Origin of the sequence: Mycobacterium sp. (assembly GCF_049585075.1) — a bacterium.
Lineage (GTDB): Bacteria > Actinomycetota > Actinomycetes > Mycobacteriales > Mycobacteriaceae > Mycobacterium.
In genome coordinates, this window is sequence record NZ_JBAUZA010000546.1 from 1 (window position 1) to 16,616 (window position 16,616).

At 64.4% G+C, this 16,616-nt stretch carries 13 protein-coding genes; 11 read left to right on the forward strand and 2 right to left on the reverse strand.

Annotated elements, in window-relative coordinates; all coding sequences use genetic code 11:
• On the reverse strand, positions 1-808 hold an 808-nt coding region (locus tag WB785_RS24870), incomplete at its 3' end, for an SPFH domain-containing protein (protein ID WP_424082784.1).
• A 632-nt stretch (positions 809-1,440) separates the two neighbouring features.
• On the opposite strand from WB785_RS24870, the gene WB785_RS24875 reads away from it, so the two are divergent.
• From WB785_RS24875 to WB785_RS24920, 10 genes are all read left to right on the forward strand, one after another.
• On the forward strand, positions 1,441-2,244 hold the full coding sequence (locus WB785_RS24875) for a GAF and ANTAR domain-containing protein (protein ID WP_424082786.1): 804 nt from the start codon (positions 1,441-1,443) through the stop codon (positions 2,242-2,244).
• Positions 2,245-2,433: 189 nt separating this feature from the next.
• Positions 2,434-3,051, forward strand: coding sequence for a hypothetical protein (locus WB785_RS24880; RefSeq protein ID WP_424082788.1), 618 nt, complete (start codon positions 2,434-2,436; stop codon positions 3,049-3,051).
• 520 nt (positions 3,052-3,571) lie between these two features.
• Complete coding sequence (locus WB785_RS24885) at positions 3,572-4,825, forward strand: fatty acid desaturase family protein (protein WP_424082790.1); 1,254 nt, start codon at positions 3,572-3,574, stop codon at positions 4,823-4,825.
• Positions 4,826-5,241: 416 nt separating this feature from the next.
• Complete coding sequence (locus WB785_RS24890; RefSeq protein WP_424082791.1) at positions 5,242-5,748, forward strand: STAS domain-containing protein; 507 nt, start codon at positions 5,242-5,244, stop codon at positions 5,746-5,748.
• A gap of 287 nt (positions 5,749-6,035) precedes the next feature.
• Positions 6,036-7,223, forward strand: a complete 1,188-nt coding sequence (locus tag WB785_RS24895) for a glycosyltransferase (protein ID WP_424082804.1) — start codon at positions 6,036-6,038, stop codon at positions 7,221-7,223.
• On the forward strand, positions 7,220-8,242 hold the full coding sequence (locus tag WB785_RS24900; RefSeq protein WP_424082793.1) for a glycosyltransferase: 1,023 nt from the start codon (positions 7,220-7,222) through the stop codon (positions 8,240-8,242). The genes WB785_RS24895 and WB785_RS24900 overlap by 4 nt, the downstream gene beginning before the upstream one ends.
• Positions 8,239-9,717, forward strand: coding sequence for a glycoside hydrolase family 130 protein (locus WB785_RS24905; protein ID WP_424082794.1), 1,479 nt, complete (start codon positions 8,239-8,241; stop codon positions 9,715-9,717). The genes WB785_RS24900 and WB785_RS24905 overlap by 4 nt, the downstream gene beginning before the upstream one ends.
• Before the next feature lie 265 nt (positions 9,718-9,982).
• Complete coding sequence (locus WB785_RS24910; protein ID WP_424082796.1) at positions 9,983-10,291, forward strand: DUF7427 family protein; 309 nt, start codon at positions 9,983-9,985, stop codon at positions 10,289-10,291.
• A gap of 647 nt (positions 10,292-10,938) precedes the next feature.
• Entirely contained in the window at positions 10,939-11,676 is a 738-nt protein-coding gene (locus tag WB785_RS24915) for an anti-sigma factor family protein (RefSeq protein ID WP_424082806.1), read from the forward strand.
• A gap of 175 nt (positions 11,677-11,851) precedes the next feature.
• On the forward strand, positions 11,852-12,910 hold the full coding sequence (locus WB785_RS24920; RefSeq protein ID WP_424082798.1) for a pyridoxal phosphate-dependent aminotransferase: 1,059 nt from the start codon (positions 11,852-11,854) through the stop codon (positions 12,908-12,910).
• A 153-nt stretch (positions 12,911-13,063) separates the two neighbouring features.
• On the opposite strand, the gene WB785_RS24925 is transcribed toward WB785_RS24920, so the two are convergent.
• Positions 13,064-16,036, reverse strand: a complete 2,973-nt coding sequence (locus WB785_RS24925) for an AMP-binding protein (protein ID WP_424082800.1) — start codon at positions 16,034-16,036, stop codon at positions 13,064-13,066.
• A gap of 146 nt (positions 16,037-16,182) precedes the next feature.
• On the opposite strand from WB785_RS24925, the gene WB785_RS24930 reads away from it, so the two are divergent.
• On the forward strand, positions 16,183-16,616 hold a 434-nt coding region (locus tag WB785_RS24930; protein WP_424082802.1), incomplete at its 3' end, for an alpha/beta hydrolase.

The window sequence follows — 16,616 nt, forward strand, 5'->3', positions numbered from 1 at the left end:
CATTCGCTGCGGCGGCCGGTTGCGGTGGGGCCGCGGCGGCAGCATTTTCTCTGGCCAGGAAGGCGCCCAGTTCACCGATCGCACTCATCAGCGGCGCCGGGAACACGATGGTGGTGTTCTTCTCGACCCCGAGTTCGACAAGGGTTTGCAGGTTACGCAGTTGCAAGGCCAACGGGTGCGCCATCATCGTGTCCGATGCCTCACCCAACGCCGCCGCGGCCATTGACTCGCCCTCTGCGGCAATAATTTTGGCCCGCTTTTCGCGCTCGGCCTCGGCTTGCCGAGCCATCGCGCGCTTCATGCTGTCGGGCAACTGAATGTCCTTCAGCTCGACCAGTGTCACTTCAACACCCCATTCGAGGGTCGCGATGTCGAGGATTTTTCGGATAGCGGCGTTGATCGTGTCGGTCTCCGACAGCGCCTGGTCAAGGGTGTGCTGACCGACGACCTTTCGCAGCGTGGTTTGCGCGATCTGGTTGATCGCGGCGTGGACGTTCTCGATGGCGATCACCGATTTCACCGCGTCGACAACCCGGAAGTAGGCGACCGCCGAGATGTCGACACTGACGTTGTCGCGGGTAATGATGCCCTGAGATTGGATGGGCATCGTCACAATTCGCAGCGATACCTTCATTAGCCGATCGATCACCGGGATGATCACGGCCAGCCCCGGGTCCTTAACACCTACGACCTTGCCGAGGCGGAATAACACACCCTTCTCGTATTGGGTCACCACTCTGATCGACAACGACAACACGATCAGGGCGACAACGAGGAGCACGATCACCAGGATGATCAAAGCTTTCATAGCATGTCCTTCATAGACATCGAGAAATGGTTTGGCCCTCAGCCGCGGATGACGTTGGCGTTGCGCGCGTGGAACTCCGCAAGGCAGCCGTCGTCGGGATCGGGGGCGCCAGAAGGCAGGTGGGTATGGGTTCGGTCCGGGGCAGATCTGGCGGCGAAACGCCGGTGTTGGCACGGGAAGCAAGTGAAATGGTCATGGTGACCTGACGTGCATTGGATCACCGGCTTGTGAGGGTTCGGAGCCGATACTCCTTGAGTTAAGCGGCGGACGGCTGAACTCATCCCGGACCAGCTGAAATTCTCAGCACCCTTGACGCTACACCCGTTTGGATTGCTCCTATCGACCAGCTACCCCATCAATCCCGGCAGCTGGGGTGATTGAACCACGCGCGGCGACCGTTGACACGAACTGTGAGGGCTACCGGCCATTCCGTCTCGGCCCAGGCGGTCGGGTTGCCGAGTGATTTGGTCACGCTACCGGCGTAGCAGGCGGCCGGCGCGACAGTGTGCTTCTGCGCCGCTGCTGTCGGCGTACCATCGTCTTTGACAACCATCTCGTGACGGGTGCGCCACGGGTAGGGCGCTGGGCTTGAGTGTCGAATCCCAGCTCCGCCAAGACTATTGAGCGCAGGTATGACGGAGTTCACCGAGGAAGCCGACGGTTTACAGTCGGGGGCGCTGAGCGCGCAGCAGGCTAGTGCTGATACCGCCGACTTGCGGGCCGGGATCGACGACTTGGCGGGCTTGGTGGCGGGCAGTCTGGGGTTGCCTGAATTGCTGGCTGAGGTGTCGACGTTCGCGGTGCACGCGATACCCGGTGCGGACGGTGCCGGGGTTACCTTGTTGAAGGTCGACAGGGTGGACAACATGGTGGAGGCCTTGGCGTCCAGTGCCCCGTTTGTCGCCGACATCGACGAGATTCAGTACATCACCCTCAAGGAAGGACCCTGCATCACCGCGGCGCTGGAGCGACGCACGGTGCGGTCTGGGTCGTTGGGCGGGGAAAAGATGTGGCCGCGGTTCGGTCCGCGAGTAGGCCGGTTGGGCGTGCACAGTGCGCTGTCGCTGCCGCTGCTGCTGTCGGATCAGGTGATCGGCGCGATCAACGTCTACGCCCACGGCAAAGACGTCTTCGATGAGCACGCCGCCGAACTGGGGGAACTATTCGCCAAACCCGCTGCGGTGGCAGTTCATAACGCCCAGGTCCTCGCGCACGCGATGGCGCTGACCACCCAGTTGCAGAAGGCCCTGTCGACGCGCCCGGTGATCGATCAGGCGATTGGCCTGATCCGGGGACGCAGCGGACGCACCGCCGAGCAGGCGTTCACTCAGCTGCGCGCGATCAGCCAAGCCGAACACCGCAAATTGGCTGAGGTGGCGCAGCACATCGTCGATGAAGCCGTGCGCCGCGCCCGCGCCCGACGCAACCCGAGCTAAGCCCGAATCCCACGCCTGCGGCCGAACTGCCGCCGCAGGTTGTGGCGCGCGTACGCTGGAGATTGGGAAAACAGTCAGCGCGACGAGTCCTGGCTTGCGTCGCGCGTCTCCCACCCTGCAGGCGACTCGCCTGTTCGGCACCGGCAGGCTCGATCCGCGCTCGGGCGCGCCGAGCGGAGCAATCCCGTCATGAAGATCAGTGCGGCCCTGGCCGCCGATTTGGGCATCCTCACCGCCGCCCTGGATGAGCCCGGCTCCGATGTGCTGCACAGTCTGCACCGATTGGAGGTCGACGCCCAAGCAGCGGTGCCCACTTATCTCGGTCTGAGCGTGACCGCCGATGGCAGTGATCCGCCGTTCACATTCACCACCCTTGAGGGCACGGCCGACAATGCTCGAACCTCGCTTCGGCTGACGCTGCTGGCCCGTGCCGGTGGCGGCCGGGCAGCGCCTTTGGTCACCCTCACCCTCTACGCCGGCAGGCCGGGAACATTTGTCGACCTCACCGCGGACCTGGCGTGGCTAACCGGCCGTCCGCCCGGCGATTTCGTGCTTGATCAGCATCTCACCGTCCCTGACGGGTCGGATACCGGGATCAATCTGCGAGCAGCGTCGGTCATCAGTCAGGCGATCGGTGTCCTCATTGGCCGCGGCCACCCGCCGGGGCAGGCTCATCGGGAACTGGACAACCGAGCTGATAGCGCGGGCACCGATCGACACACAGCCGCGCAGTTCATCCTCGACACGCTTACCGCTGAGGACCCCTCTGACGCCGAGCGCGCCAGTCAGGACCCAAACATGGGCTGAGTGTGTTGTCCTTCGATCGTGCGGATGCCCTTCTCCGCCAGCGTAATCCGTTCTACGAACATGTCACCATGCCCCACAGCGGACTCGGTGCCCAACCACTGCTACCCGCGTGGCTGACCCCTTGGGTCAGAAGATCTGGCCGGCGGTACCCGGCAGGTGTAGCGTTGTTGTTGTTGAGCCCTTCAGCCAGTCCGGAAAGAGTTTGGCTGTACGCCGCTAAACTTGATGAGCTTTTGCTCGCGCCGCACATTTCAAGATCTTCATCCGGAATTCGCAGGACCACCAACTCCGCATTCACCCGATCGGTGCGCGTCAGTTAGGACGCGCCGATCAGCCGGCGGCAACGCCAAACCGACGGCGAGCGAAGCTAAATGATGCGTTCAATCCCTGGGCTGGTGGGATGGATGGGACACGCCGTCGGCAGTCGCTGCCACTACTACTGATCCGCCCGATGTACTCCCCGGCTCGGCTAGCAGTGGCCGGCCGAGCCTAGCGAGAAGAACCCGAAAGAAAGAAAACGATGGCGATTACTGACGTTCCGGCCTTTGCTCACCTGACCTATCCCGACATCGAAAATCTGGGGGTTGAGCTAGATGCGATCCGGCTGGACATCGAGGATTCCCTTGGCGAGCGCGACGCGCGCTACATCCGCCGCACGATCGCCGCGCAACGCGCTTTGGATCTCACCGGCCGGCTCATGCTGGCCGCGAGCTCGAAACGCCCGGCATGGTGGGCAGGAACGGTGACCCTCGGTCTGGCCAAGATCATCGAGAACATGGAGATCGGCCATAACGTCATGCACGGCCAGTGGAACTGGATGAACGACCCCGAGATTCACTCCTCGACATGGGAGTGGGACATGAGCGGGGCGTCAAAGCACTGGCGATACACCCACAACTTTCAGCACCACAAGTACACCAACATCCTCGGCATGGACGACGACGTAGGCTACAGCACCCTGCGAGTCACCCGCGACCAACCCTGGAAGCCTTACAATATCGGCAACCTGCTGTTCAACACCATCCTCGCGCTCGGATTCGAGTGGGGAATTAGCTTGCAGCCCATCGATTTCGGCAAAATCCTCAAGGGCGGCCCAGACCGCGAAACCACCCTCGTGCAGATCCGCGAATTCTCAGCCAAGGCCGGAAGGCAGATCGTCAAGGACTACGTCGCGTTCCCGGCGCTTACCTCGCTGTCGCCGGCGGCGACCTACAAATCAACGCTGAAGGCCAACGTGGTGGCCAACGTGATCCGCAACATCTGGGCCAACGCGGTGATCTTCTGCGGGCATTTCCCCGATGGCGCCGAGAAATTCACCAAGACCGACATGATCGGCGAAACCCGGGGTCAGTGGTATCTGCGCCAGATGCTGGGCAGCGCTAACTTCGACGCCGGGCCCACGATGCGGTTCATGAGCGGCAACCTGTGCCACCAGATCGAGCACCACCTCTACCCCGATCTGCCCAGCAACCGGTTGCACGAGATATCGATGCGGGTGCGCGAGCTCTGCGAGAAGTACGACTTGCCTTACACCACAGGCTCTTTCCTGGTGCAATACGGCAAGACATGGCGCACCATCGCCAAACTGTCGCTGCCGGACCGCTGCCTGCGTGACACCGCAGACGACGCACCGGAGACCCGCAGCGAGCGGATGTTCACCGAGCTGGAGCCCGGTTTCGCCGGAACAGACCTGGCGACGGGGCGCCGCCACGGCCTCAAGACAGCGATCGCGGCGGTCCGCCAATGGCGTCGCGGCCAGCGCAGATCACCGTGATTTACTGGCCAGTAACCTACGGAACCGTAGGTTACGTTATAGTTGATTAATGGTCGGGTCCCACCCAGCCGCGGCCGCGTTGTTGCAGCCAGTGCCCGCCGGCGCTACCGAATCCTGCACAACCAACGGGGCCCGCTACTCGCCACAACAATTCGCGCACGTACCGACGCTATCGTCGCCACGCTTCCGATTCGCCTGGACTGAGCATCTGCCACCCACTCCGAAGGTTGCAGATCTGCGATCAACGTTCGTTTGTGGCCAGACCCTAAGGGTCCTATCCACAGGTCTTGACAATTGCTCCCGCGGGGTGAAACGTCAACTAAGTTGAGACTCTCAACCAGTTCGGAATGGGTTCAGCCGTCCGCCGCTGTCCTTGCAGAGCGTTAGCTCACGCCGAACAAATCGGTGTCAACCGCATGTCGGGGATCACCATGAATGCTCGTCCTAACCCCGCTATGCCGCCGGTCGGCGACTTTCTTTCTGAGCCATGGGAGAGTCACACCACACGATTAGCCCATCGTCGGCTGAGGTCATCGGTAGCCGTGGTCAGCGCCCGCGGCCACATCGACGCATCCAACGCCGACACTCTGGCCGAGTACACCCTGGGGCATCTGACGGGTTGCCGCGGACTGATCGTTGATCTGCGCGGCCTGGATTTCTTTGGAACCGATGGTTTCTCGGCGCTGCACAGGGTCTCCGTCGGCTGCGCGCACCCTGGCATAGGCTGGGCAGTAGTACCCGGTGACGCAGTCTCCCGGGTGCTACGGATCGGCGACCCGCAGGGTTTGCTACCCGCCGCCAGCACCGTCGAGGCAGCGATGGCGATCATCCAAGGCCAGCCTCACCCGACAGGTCCGGCAAGAACAGCGGGCCTTGACAGAAGCGATCGCCAAGCTCGATTGTCCTGCGTTGTCGGCGGTTGACCCTGGGTTCGGAATGTCGAGGCCGGGTCGACCCTGACGTTAATGTGTTGCGAGGGTTGGTCGCTCGCGCGACAACGCTGCTGCCCGATGACAACCTTAAACTGCTCAATCCGCTGTGGTTTGTGCGGGAACTGCGTGGCCGGGCTCAATGCGCGGTAGCCGCTCATCGGGTGTACCGTCAATAAGGTTGGGAACCCAGCCAGTCCGGGATGAAGTCAGCCGTCCGCCGCTGATCTCGCAGAGCAGCAGCTCGCGCCGGACAACGTCGGTGACGACCTTCCGTTGGGATCACCTTGAGCGCTCCATCTACCGCTGAAACATCGAACGGCCCTCTTGTCGGGCAAGGCCCTTGCGGCTCCGCGAGTTTCGGTATTCTCAGTACGTATCCACCGACACGGTGCGGGCTTGCGACATTCAGTGCGGCCTTGTCGGAAGGGTTGTGCGCGAACGGCTCCGACGTCAGCGTCGTGCGGATGGCCGACGGGTCGTTATCTTCTGACGCTCGGGTGATCGGAGAGCTGGCCAACGGTTCCCCGACATCCGTAGCAGCAGCCTCCGGATTGCTGAACGAGAGCGACATCGCGGTAATCCAGCATGAGTACGGCATCTATGGCGGCCTCGACGGAGACGAGGTGGTGGACATCGTCGGCGGGCTGCACATCCCGTCGATCGTGGTCGCTCACACGGTCCTCAAAGAGCCGACCCCGCATCAGCGTTGGGTGCTCGAGGCGATCGCGGCGATGGCGGCTCAGGTGGTTGTTATGTCGGAGGCGGCCAGTCAACGTCTGTGTCTCGGCTTCGACGTCGATCCCCGCAAAGTCACCACGATCTCGCACGGTGCGACCGTCCCGAGGCGGCTCGCCCCGCCGGCGCGGTCAGACAGGCCGACGTTGTTGACATGGGGCCTTCTAGGTCCGGGAAAAGGCATCGAGCGGGTCATCGACGCGATGGGTTCGCTGCACGACCTCCCGGTCCGGCCGCGCTACCTAATTGCCGGCCGGACGCACCCAAAGGTTCTCGCAGCCGATGGCGAGGCATACCGTAACGCCCGTGCCGAACAGGCGCGGCTCAGCGGCGTAGCGGACTCAGTCTCCTTCGACGCCAGCTACCGCGACGTGTCATCGCTGACGGCGCTGGTTCAGTCGTCGGCCGTGGTCGTCCTGCCATACGACTCTACGGATCAGGTCACTTCCGGTGTTCTGGTCGACGCCATCGCGAGCGGGCGGCCGGTCGTCGCCACCGCCTTTCCGCATGCCGTCGAACTCCTCGCCAGCGGGGCGGGCATCGTCGTCGGCCACGACGACCCGGATGCGCTGGCGTCAGCGCTGCTCCGGCTCCTGACCCAGCCGCACCTCGCCGCGACGATGGCCGCCGAGGCCGCGCGATTGGCCCCACGGATGGCGTGGCCGATCGTGGCGAATGCCTATCTGGATCTGGCGCACCACCTTCTCGGTGAGCGTCGGGCGTTGGTATGACCGCCCCCGTGTCGGACCTAAGCTTCGACCACCTGTTGCATTTGACCGACCGTCGCGGCACGTTCGAGCATGCCTGGTTCGCTCAACCCCGGCCCGAGCACGGCTACTGCACCGACGACATGGCCAGGGTTCTCGTCGTCGCCACTCGAGAGCCCAACTCTGGTGGGGAAGTCAACAGGCTTGCGCGCCTGGCCATGCAGTTCCTGAACGATGCGCAGTCCTATGCCGGTGCTTGCCGAAACCGGATGGACAGCAAGGGCCGTTGGGAGGATGAGCCCTCCCTGAAGGACTGCTGGGGGCGCTGCATCTGGGGACTGGGAACTGCCGCTGCGCACAGTGACGTCTCTCTGGTTCGCCAGTTGGCCGTCGTTCAGTTTGAACGGTCCGCGAAGGTGCGATCGCCGTGGCCTCGGGCAATGGCGTTCGCGGCGTTGGGTGCTGCCGAACTCCTCTCGGTCGACCCCGGGCATCCGGCGGCACGCACACTCCTCGCCGACTACGCCGAGACCGTGGCCAAACCCAACGGCGACGCGTCCTGGCCATGGCCGGAGCCGCGACTCACCTACGCGAATGCGGTTCTCCCCGAGGCGATGATCGCCGCGGGCGTTGCGCTCGACGATTCCACTTTGCGGCACCAGGGTTTGGATCTGTTGGGTTGGCTGGTCGAATACGAAACGGCAGCGGGGCACCTCTCGCCCACTCCCGCTGCGGGCAGAGGGCCGGACGACCTTCGGCCCGCGTTCGATCAGCAGCCGATCGAGGTGTCCACCCTCGCCGACGCGTGCGCGCGGGCCGCTGCCATCGACACCGCATCGACCTGGCCCGACGGGGTTCGGGCCGCTGCGGCCTGGTTCATGGGTGACAACGACGCGCTACAGCTCATGTGGGACCCGGAGACCGGCGGCGGATTCGACGGCCTGCAAGCCGATGGTGTGAACCAAAACCAGGGAGCGGAGTCGACTCTGGCAGTGCTCTCGACGATGCAGCACGCTCGGCGCTTCTCGACTGTGCGGCAATGACTTCCGTGGATGCTGGGCTCGTCACGCGCAGCCCCCAGCGGCTTGAGGCCGACCCGTCGCGAGTCATTACCCGACTCTTTGTGCCTGGCCAGGAGGGTTTCGAGTACCAGGAGTCCCGCGCGGGGGCGGTGCTGGCGCGCATCTTGGCCCTGGACGAGGGGCAGGTGCGCTCTTCGCTAGACGATCTCGTCATCCGCTTCAACGGGCGCCACCGCGATCTTGCTGGCACCTTCCGCCGGCACGCCCGGGAACTCGCCGACCGTCTCGATCCCGGCTTGGAACTCTCCGAGGCACGAAAGTTGTTGCTGGGCGCGACCTTCACCAGCGAATACGCCATTGAAGGTGCGGCGTTGTGCAACCCCAGCATCGTGGCCCATCCGGAGCAGGCTGGGACAGCTGCAGGCAGCTTGCGATTCGTGATGAGCGTCCGGGGCATCGGCGAGGGGCACCGTTCGTCCATCGGGTTCAGGACAGGCGTCATCGACGCAACCGGCGGCATCACGATCGACGACCCGGCTCCGTTCGCCACAGTGGGAGCGGCGGAGCCCGCTCTGCTCAACGCAGCCGTCTTCCGCAGTGAACTCGCCCGGGTCCACGACGCCGGAGAGGCGGCCGACTATGTACTCGATCGACTCGGCGAGCGCTTCACCCAAACTGCTCTCAATCAACAGTTCGCCAGACTCCAGGCTTCTCTGAGCACCCGCAGACACGCAAGGGAGACGATATCCTTACTCCGCGGCATCGCCGAACGGACATACGCCATCGAATTCTCTGACCACACAACACTTTCCGAGCGGGTACTGTCGCCCTTGATGGGCGCAGAGCAGGCCGGCATGGAGGATGCACGCTTCGTCCGTTTCATCGACGACGATGGCGCCATCACTTTCTATGCCACCTACACGGCCTACAGCGGGTCCCACATCAGCCAGCAACTCCTGGAGACCACAGATTTCCAGTCCTTCACCTCCGCACCGATCGTCGGACGCGCCGCTGCCAACAAGGGTCTGGCGCTGTTTCCTCGCCGGATTGGCGGTCGCTTCGCCGCCATGTCGAGGTCAGATCGCGAATCGAATACCGTTGCCTACTCCGATGATCTGTCCGTTTGGCCGAGTGCGCTTCCGTGCCAGAGCCCGACCCGAGCCTGGGAGGTGTTGCAACTCGGGAACTGCGGTTCGCCCATCGAAACCGACGCCGGGTGGCTGGTGCTGACCCACGGCGTCGGTCCGATGCGCACCTACAGCATCGGGGCGATTCTGCTTGATCTCGCCGATCCGACACGGATTCTTAGTCAGCTGCCGCAACCGCTACTAAGCCCCGCTACTGATGAGCAGGACGGCTACGTGCCCAATGTTGTCTACTCCTGCGGCGCACTGCTCCACGCCGACACCCTGGTGCTGCCGTACGGCATCAGTGACGCCGCCATCGGTATTGCCACAGTGCCGCTACCCGAACTCCTTGCAGCTCTGAGCCGCTGAGACCCGAGACATTCAAAATGTGCCTCCGCGCGCCTACGACGTAGGCCAGCAATGTCGACAGGCTCCCTTGAGGACGTCGAACTCGCCAAAATGGCTATCGAAACTCATGTTCTTCACTCCTTTAACGCGAGGGCCGTGGCCATTTCGTTCGACACCTAGCGCCAACGATGTAGGCCTACGGGGCTCAGCTGGGGATCACGGCGCGCCGCAACGAGTGAACTTCCGAGCCCCTCCCGACGTCTTCTGGATATAGGAGGCGGTAACGGTGCGCAACTCAGACCGAGCGTGGGTGACACTGGCCGGTGGCGTGGCAGCCTACGACCTAATCGCCACCGATGACGAGCAGTTGACCAACGCGGCCCGCCGGTACTTCAAGTCTCAGCCGATTGCCACCGCGTCGATGATCCTGGTGACAGCTCTGCATCTGGTCGGCGGCATACCGCCGTGGTGCGACCCGATCGCGCTGACGTTCGCCGCGTATCGTCGGCTGCTGCGGCAGTTCTGGCTTCGCCCACAAGCAGAACAGCGGGTCAGCCTGGTGGCTGCAACGGTCGTTCGCAAGTTTGCCGCGTGAAGCGTAGTAGCTGGCTCTGGGTGAAGAGCGAGGGGGTTTCTATGATGCCAACAACCCACATGTCGCCGACATCACAAAAGGCCGACCCAGGACAGCCCCGAAGCCGTCGTCATCGGCGCGGGGCCCGCGGGTCTGGCTGTCGCACGCGAAACTCGATCATCAGCATGGCATCAAAGCGCTCGTTGTGGACCGCGCAGCGGCCCCGGCGATTTCGTTGCGCACGCGCTATGACAACTTCCGGCTTAACACGACCGGGTTCTTGATGGGTGGCGTCTAACCGCTGCCGGCCGTGACCGGAGTGCCGCATGTGAACCAAACAGGCGCTGCAATCGTCTCACCAGTAAGGAGGTGAACGCAGTGCCTGTTCCAACCAGTTCGGCGGGTGCAGAGACCGAGTTGACGAATGCACTCTACGACGCACGCGTGTTCGCCGTCGTCGCAACGTAATTCATCGGCAATAACCGCACCGTACACCGACTACTGATCGTCAGCGCTATGGCGCAACTAGCCGCCAAAAATCGCGCGATGGTCGCCGGTCTCGACATCGCCGAAGTCACGGCTGCACTATGCCGTGCGCGGGCAGTGCGAATCACAAACAAGAAATGACCAAACGCAAGACGTGCCAGGAAGATGGGAGTTACCCGACGATGCCGCAATGGCAGCCCGGAACACCGCATGGCTGTGATCTATCCGGGCATGACGAGTACGCGATGTGGGATGCCGCATACGTGCTGGGATCGCTGTCGTCCGTCGAACGACGGGAATTTGAAGCGCACATGGCCGACTGCCCATTGTGCCGCAGCGCCGTTGGCGAGCTTATCGGCATGCCGGCCCTCCTGTCGCCGCTGGATAGCGACGTGTTGGCGGCGATCGACAATGGCAGTGGCGCAGAACCGTTGCTGCCTGACGAGTTGCTGCCGTCGCTGCTAGCCAAAGTGAGCTGGCGGCGGCGCCGGTCCCGCATCGTGACTTGGACGGCTGGGGCCGCCGCAGCCTCGGTGCTGGCGATCGGTGTACTTGTCGGCGTTGCGGGTCATTACCCGACATCCGTGCCCACCCCGCCGCAGGCGAGCGTCTCGGTTCAGCCGATGGCGCAGGTCGGTACCAACAGGCTGGCCTCGACGGTCTCGCTCAGCCGCCAACAGTGGGGAACGTTCATCTCGATGAACTGCGTGTGCCTGGCCCCGCTGAACGCCCATCACGACACGCTAGCGATGGTCGTGGTAGGTCGCGACGGTAGCCACAGTCGGATGGCAACCTGGGTGGCGAATCCGGGCCATACGGCAACGCCCGCTGGCAGCATTTCGACGCCTGTCGATCAAATTGCCTCTGTGCAAGTGGTTTCCGCCGACGATGGCGAGGTGCTCCTTGAGCGTTCGCTGTGAGTAGTGCCGCCGTGTGAACGGAAGTTACCCGCAGGTCGTGTTACCGACATCGACACAAGTTAGGTGAGCAGATGCCCAGGACACGGCGAGTGGTCGACCATATCGTTGAGCAGGCCTTCGCACACGCAGGCGACTTCGCCGGCGCGGCAGCGGTCCGCTGGGGCGGGCGAACGTGATGTCAATCCTGGTGCAGGCAAGCCCAGTCACCGCGGACATCCTCGACGCGCTGCCCAACGCGACCGATCCACTCGCGTTGTCGCTGAACGAAAACCCGTTTCCGCCGCTGCCGGCCGTTCGCTCGGCCTTGATCCACTCGATCGATGCCGCCAACCGGTATCCGGAATTCCTGCCCGAGCAGCTGCGAACGCTCGTCGCGGGTCACATCGGGGTCTGCGACGAGCAGGTCGTGCTGGGAGCGGGTGCGAGCGGGGTGGTGATGCAGGTCCTGAATGCGGTGACGCGGCCCGGTGATCGGATTGTGTTCAGCGAGCCGACTTTCGACGGATACCCGATTTTCGCCCAGATGGCTCGCCTCACATCGGTCACTGTCCCGCTCGGCGAGCGCGGCCACCACGACCTGGAGGCAATGGCCGAGGCGGCGGCGGGCGCCAGGGTGGTCGTACTATGCCGACCCCACAACCCGACCGGCACCGTGGAGCCTGTCGCCAATGTGCAGCGATTCCTGCGGCGTGTGCCCGACGACACCGTCGTGCTGCTCGACGAGGCCTACATCGAGTTCGTCGCCCCCGAGCACCGTATCGACGGACCGAGCCTGGTCCGGCAGTTCCCGAATGTCATTGTGCTGCGGACGTTCTCTAAGGCCTACGGGCTGGCCGGGCTGCGGATCGGGTACGGGTTCGGATCGCCGGAGCTGGCCAGAATACTGTGGAAGATGCAATTGCCGTTTGGCATGGGCATCACCAGCTTGGTCGCGGTGGCAGCGTCCTACGACGCCGAAAACCAGTTGCGACAACGCATTCTGCGAATCACCGGTGAACGGGACTACCTGCGACGGCGCCTGCGGGCGATGGGTGTCTACACCACCGACGGGCACGCCAACTTCGTGTACCTGCCCCCGACGGATCGGCCGTGGCGAGAGTTATTCGACGACACCGGGCTGACGGCTCGCTACTACCCTGACGGCGCTGCTCGGATCACCGTCGGAAGCCGCGCGTCTACCCAAGCCGTGCTGGCCGCAGTGGCAAAGCGGCGGGCTGAGCAAATCGCGTCCTGAGGTGCGGTAAGAATAAGGTGCTGCTGGTCGAATTGGTCATCCTCACCCACGACCGTGACTTCCCGGGAAAATGGGTAGATCTGGAGACGTGGTCGAGGCCGAGCAGCGTGACCGCTCGGGCTGGCTGCTGGAGCGGCCCGCACTCCTAGAGGCTCAGCGGCTCCCAGGGCTAGACCGTGCTGGCATGCCGACGGCGGTGGCCGAATGTCGATAGTGGCCGTCAGTGTGGTCGTGGTACCAGGTCGTCGGCCCACATGCCGGCAAGCCAGCCGCTCGCAGTGTGCTCGACAGTGGGCGGTAAGAGGGCGTCAAGGGTATCCGGTCAACGATATGCACGATAGCGGGACGCTGGCCGCGAGGGAGGCTACTCAACGCGGTGGTCAGGCTAGCCGCGGTGAGCTTGCCGCCTTTGCCGAGCGTCACGGCTGCGACCGCGACGTCATAAGCGTCGGTCGCGACGGGATAGACCACGGCCAAGTCGATCACGGTGATATCGCCGAGGGCGTCGCAAATCGGCTGGCAGAAAACCGGTCCGCGCACCGACTGGATCACGGTGTTCCTGTTGTCGACGAACCAATAGTCACCGTCGCTATCGCGGCGAAACAGGTGGTCGGTGGTGATCCAGGTATCACCCTCGGCAAAAACCCCGCGCATCGACACGCGTGCGGCGTCGAGTCCGGGCCGCGACTTCGCCAGCAGCACGCCCACCTCGTCGTCCGCGCAGGGGCACACGAAACCGCGGTCATCCTCGATGAATCGCCCCGTCGCGGCGTCGTATTTGCCGAGCCGAATCTCCGCGCTGCCTGGCAGCGGCCGACCCTTGGCCCCGGTCTTCGTCCCCGCCACGTTGGCCAGCACCGCGTCCCCCTCGGTGGACGCATAGAATTCCAGCACTCGGGCCGGGGCGAATCGGTCGGTGACCTTGTGCCACAACCCGATCGGCATTCCGGCTCCGATGAACAGCCGGATCGGATGGCGTTCCTGAAGCTCGGGCGACGTCGCCTCCACCAGTTCGCTCAGCATGGCCCACGTGTAGGACACCACCGTGACGCCATAACGGTGGACCTCGTCGGCGAACTCGGTTGGATGGACTCCCCGGGTTAACGCGATGCGCGACCCGCCGGCGACCGCGCCGCCGAGGCTGACCATCAGGCCCGACGGATGGTGCAGCGGGGTCAGGCAATAGACCGTGTCGCCGCGGTCGAGCGCGGCGGCGGTAGCGGTGCCGTAGGCCGACAGCGCCCAGCGATGATTCGTGACCTCTTTGATCACTCGGCGTCCGCCCGTTGTGCTGAAGAACACGAAGGCGAGATCACTTGCCCGGCCCGGGTTCGGGCGATACCAGTGCGGTAGCCGCTCACCGGACAGGTCTAGGCGGTCTAGTTCGACGGCCCGATCTGACTCCGTATGGCCGACATCCGCGGTGCGGTGGCCCTGACCGAGGATCAGCACCCTGGCACCGGTCGCGGCGGCCGCTGCCCGATGGTGCACATCGGTGACGATGTCGGCCACCTCGCACAGCTGGACGGCCGCGGCGAGGTCGTCGTCCGGGGGAAGCAACACCGCGACAGCCCCGAGCCGCGACAGTGCCGCGATCGCGACCACGGCGCTGGGGCTCGTATCCATCAACACACCGATGCGCGCACCCTGCCGGACACCGACAGCGATGAGGTCGCGCACCACTTCGTCGATGCGGTGATCCACCGCCGCGTTGGTGTGGACGCGATCATCGAAGAGGAAGCATTCGCCCTCAGGCGCCCTGTTCGCCTGTTCTGCCAGCAGCCCGCCCAACGACACCTTGGTGTGGGGCTGCAGCCGACCGAGACGGGCGAGCCGGGGCAGGGTACGCACGGCCTCCTCGGCGATCTCCCTACCACTGCGCGCCGCCGCCACCGCGGCGTCGGCCAACCCCAGGCTCACGCCGATGCCCACTTCGGCCAGCGCACCCGCCGAGTGAGCGATACGCGACGACAGACCGGCAGCATCATCGATCCCGACGCCCGCGTCGGCCTCCATCGCATGCACGTCCTGCGGGATGGCCCCCCTACCCTCTTGCCATAGCACCCATTTACCGACATTGGGCCACGTGTGCGTGGCGGCGGCCGATCCGACCACGAGCCCGAAGTGACCCGCCCGCAACAAGACTTCGGAGACCTCGGCGCGGGGGGCGGCCCGCCGGATTCCTCGAACAGCCGCGGGTTGGCCGATGTCATCCACCTCGCCGATGAACGCAAGGATCGGACAAGTGATTTCCGCGAGCGTTATCAGCGTGCCGTCGATCGCGGCGCCGCCGGCCATCATGCGGTTGTGGACCACGAACTGCCGTAACAGTTCGGCGACCGCGGGGCCCGACCAAGCCACCCAGCCCTCCACCTCGAGGAAGCGGCGTTGTTGTTCCCTGGGCAGCAACGCTTCTCGATCATGGAGCTGGCGCAGAAAGTCCCACCTAGCCCGGACCGTCTTGATCGGGTCCAGAAGTTGAAACCCAGTGCGGGCCATCCATCCGGAGACCGAGAGACGGTTGAAGACGTGGTCGGCAAGCAGCTGCGCACCGCGGCCCGCCAAGACCGCGGGAATTCCGAACGGCAGACCGCTGAGCGAATCGACGGCGGCGCCGAAAGTGATCACGCTGGCCAGGCCCTCGGAACGTCGGTAAGCCGCGGTTTGATAGCAGAACATGCCGCCCTGCGAATAGCCCGCCAAATGCACCTCGCGGCCGGTGTGTGCCTGTACCGAGTCGATGACCCGGCTCAGCGCCACGACATGGTCGCTCAACGTGCGCTCGAGCCCACCGGTTTCCCGGTCCGGTGAGCCGAAGTCCACCACCCACGGGTCCACACCGAGGTCATGCAGGACACCGACCGCGCCCTGGTCTCTGGTGACGTCAAACACGTTGGCTGACATCATCATCGGCGGCACAAGTACTACCGGCGGCCGTGACGAATCAGTCGCGGCGTCGGGGAAGTAGCGTCGTAACCGGTACATGTCGCACCGCTCGATGATCTGGAACGACGATGGACGGGATCCAGTCTGAAGGCCACCGAACCGCAGCACCTCGACGCCGGTCCGCGTGGTCGCGACGATCCGGTTGACCGGACCGGCGATCAGGTCGCTACCCCACGTCACCGGTACCACACGTCACACCGAGACTCCCGGCGATCACGCATGGGTTGACGTCACCCACTCGAGACTACGCGCAGCCAGAGTATGTGTTGGCGGTTAAGCGCGGAGCCCGACAGGTGGGGCTGATCGGCGTTGGCGATACTGGACGGGTGCCGACCACCGATTTCCACCCCGATCTCCGCAGAGTCGCCCGCCTTGCGCCACGCACACTGGTCGGCCCGCGCAGTCTGCACCTGATCCGCAAGCTGTCGCCGGTCATCCAGCGCGGCGCCAAGGCCCGGGACGGCGTCGAAGTGCTCACGCTGGGCTCCGGTGTGGGTGTGCGGCTGCACCGGCCGGTCGGCGTCAGCCAACGCAGCGCCGCGCTGCTGTGGATCCACGGCGGCGGTTATGTGCTGGGCACCGCACAGCAAGACGACGCGCTGTGCCACCGCTTCAGCCGTGAGCTGGGCGTCACCGTCGCGTCGGTGGACTATCGGCTGGCGCCCGAGCACCCCTATCCCGCACCGCTGGAGGACTGCTACTCGGCGCTGACCTGGCTGGCCAGTCTGCCCGCGGTCGACCCGGCGCGGGTGGCAATCGG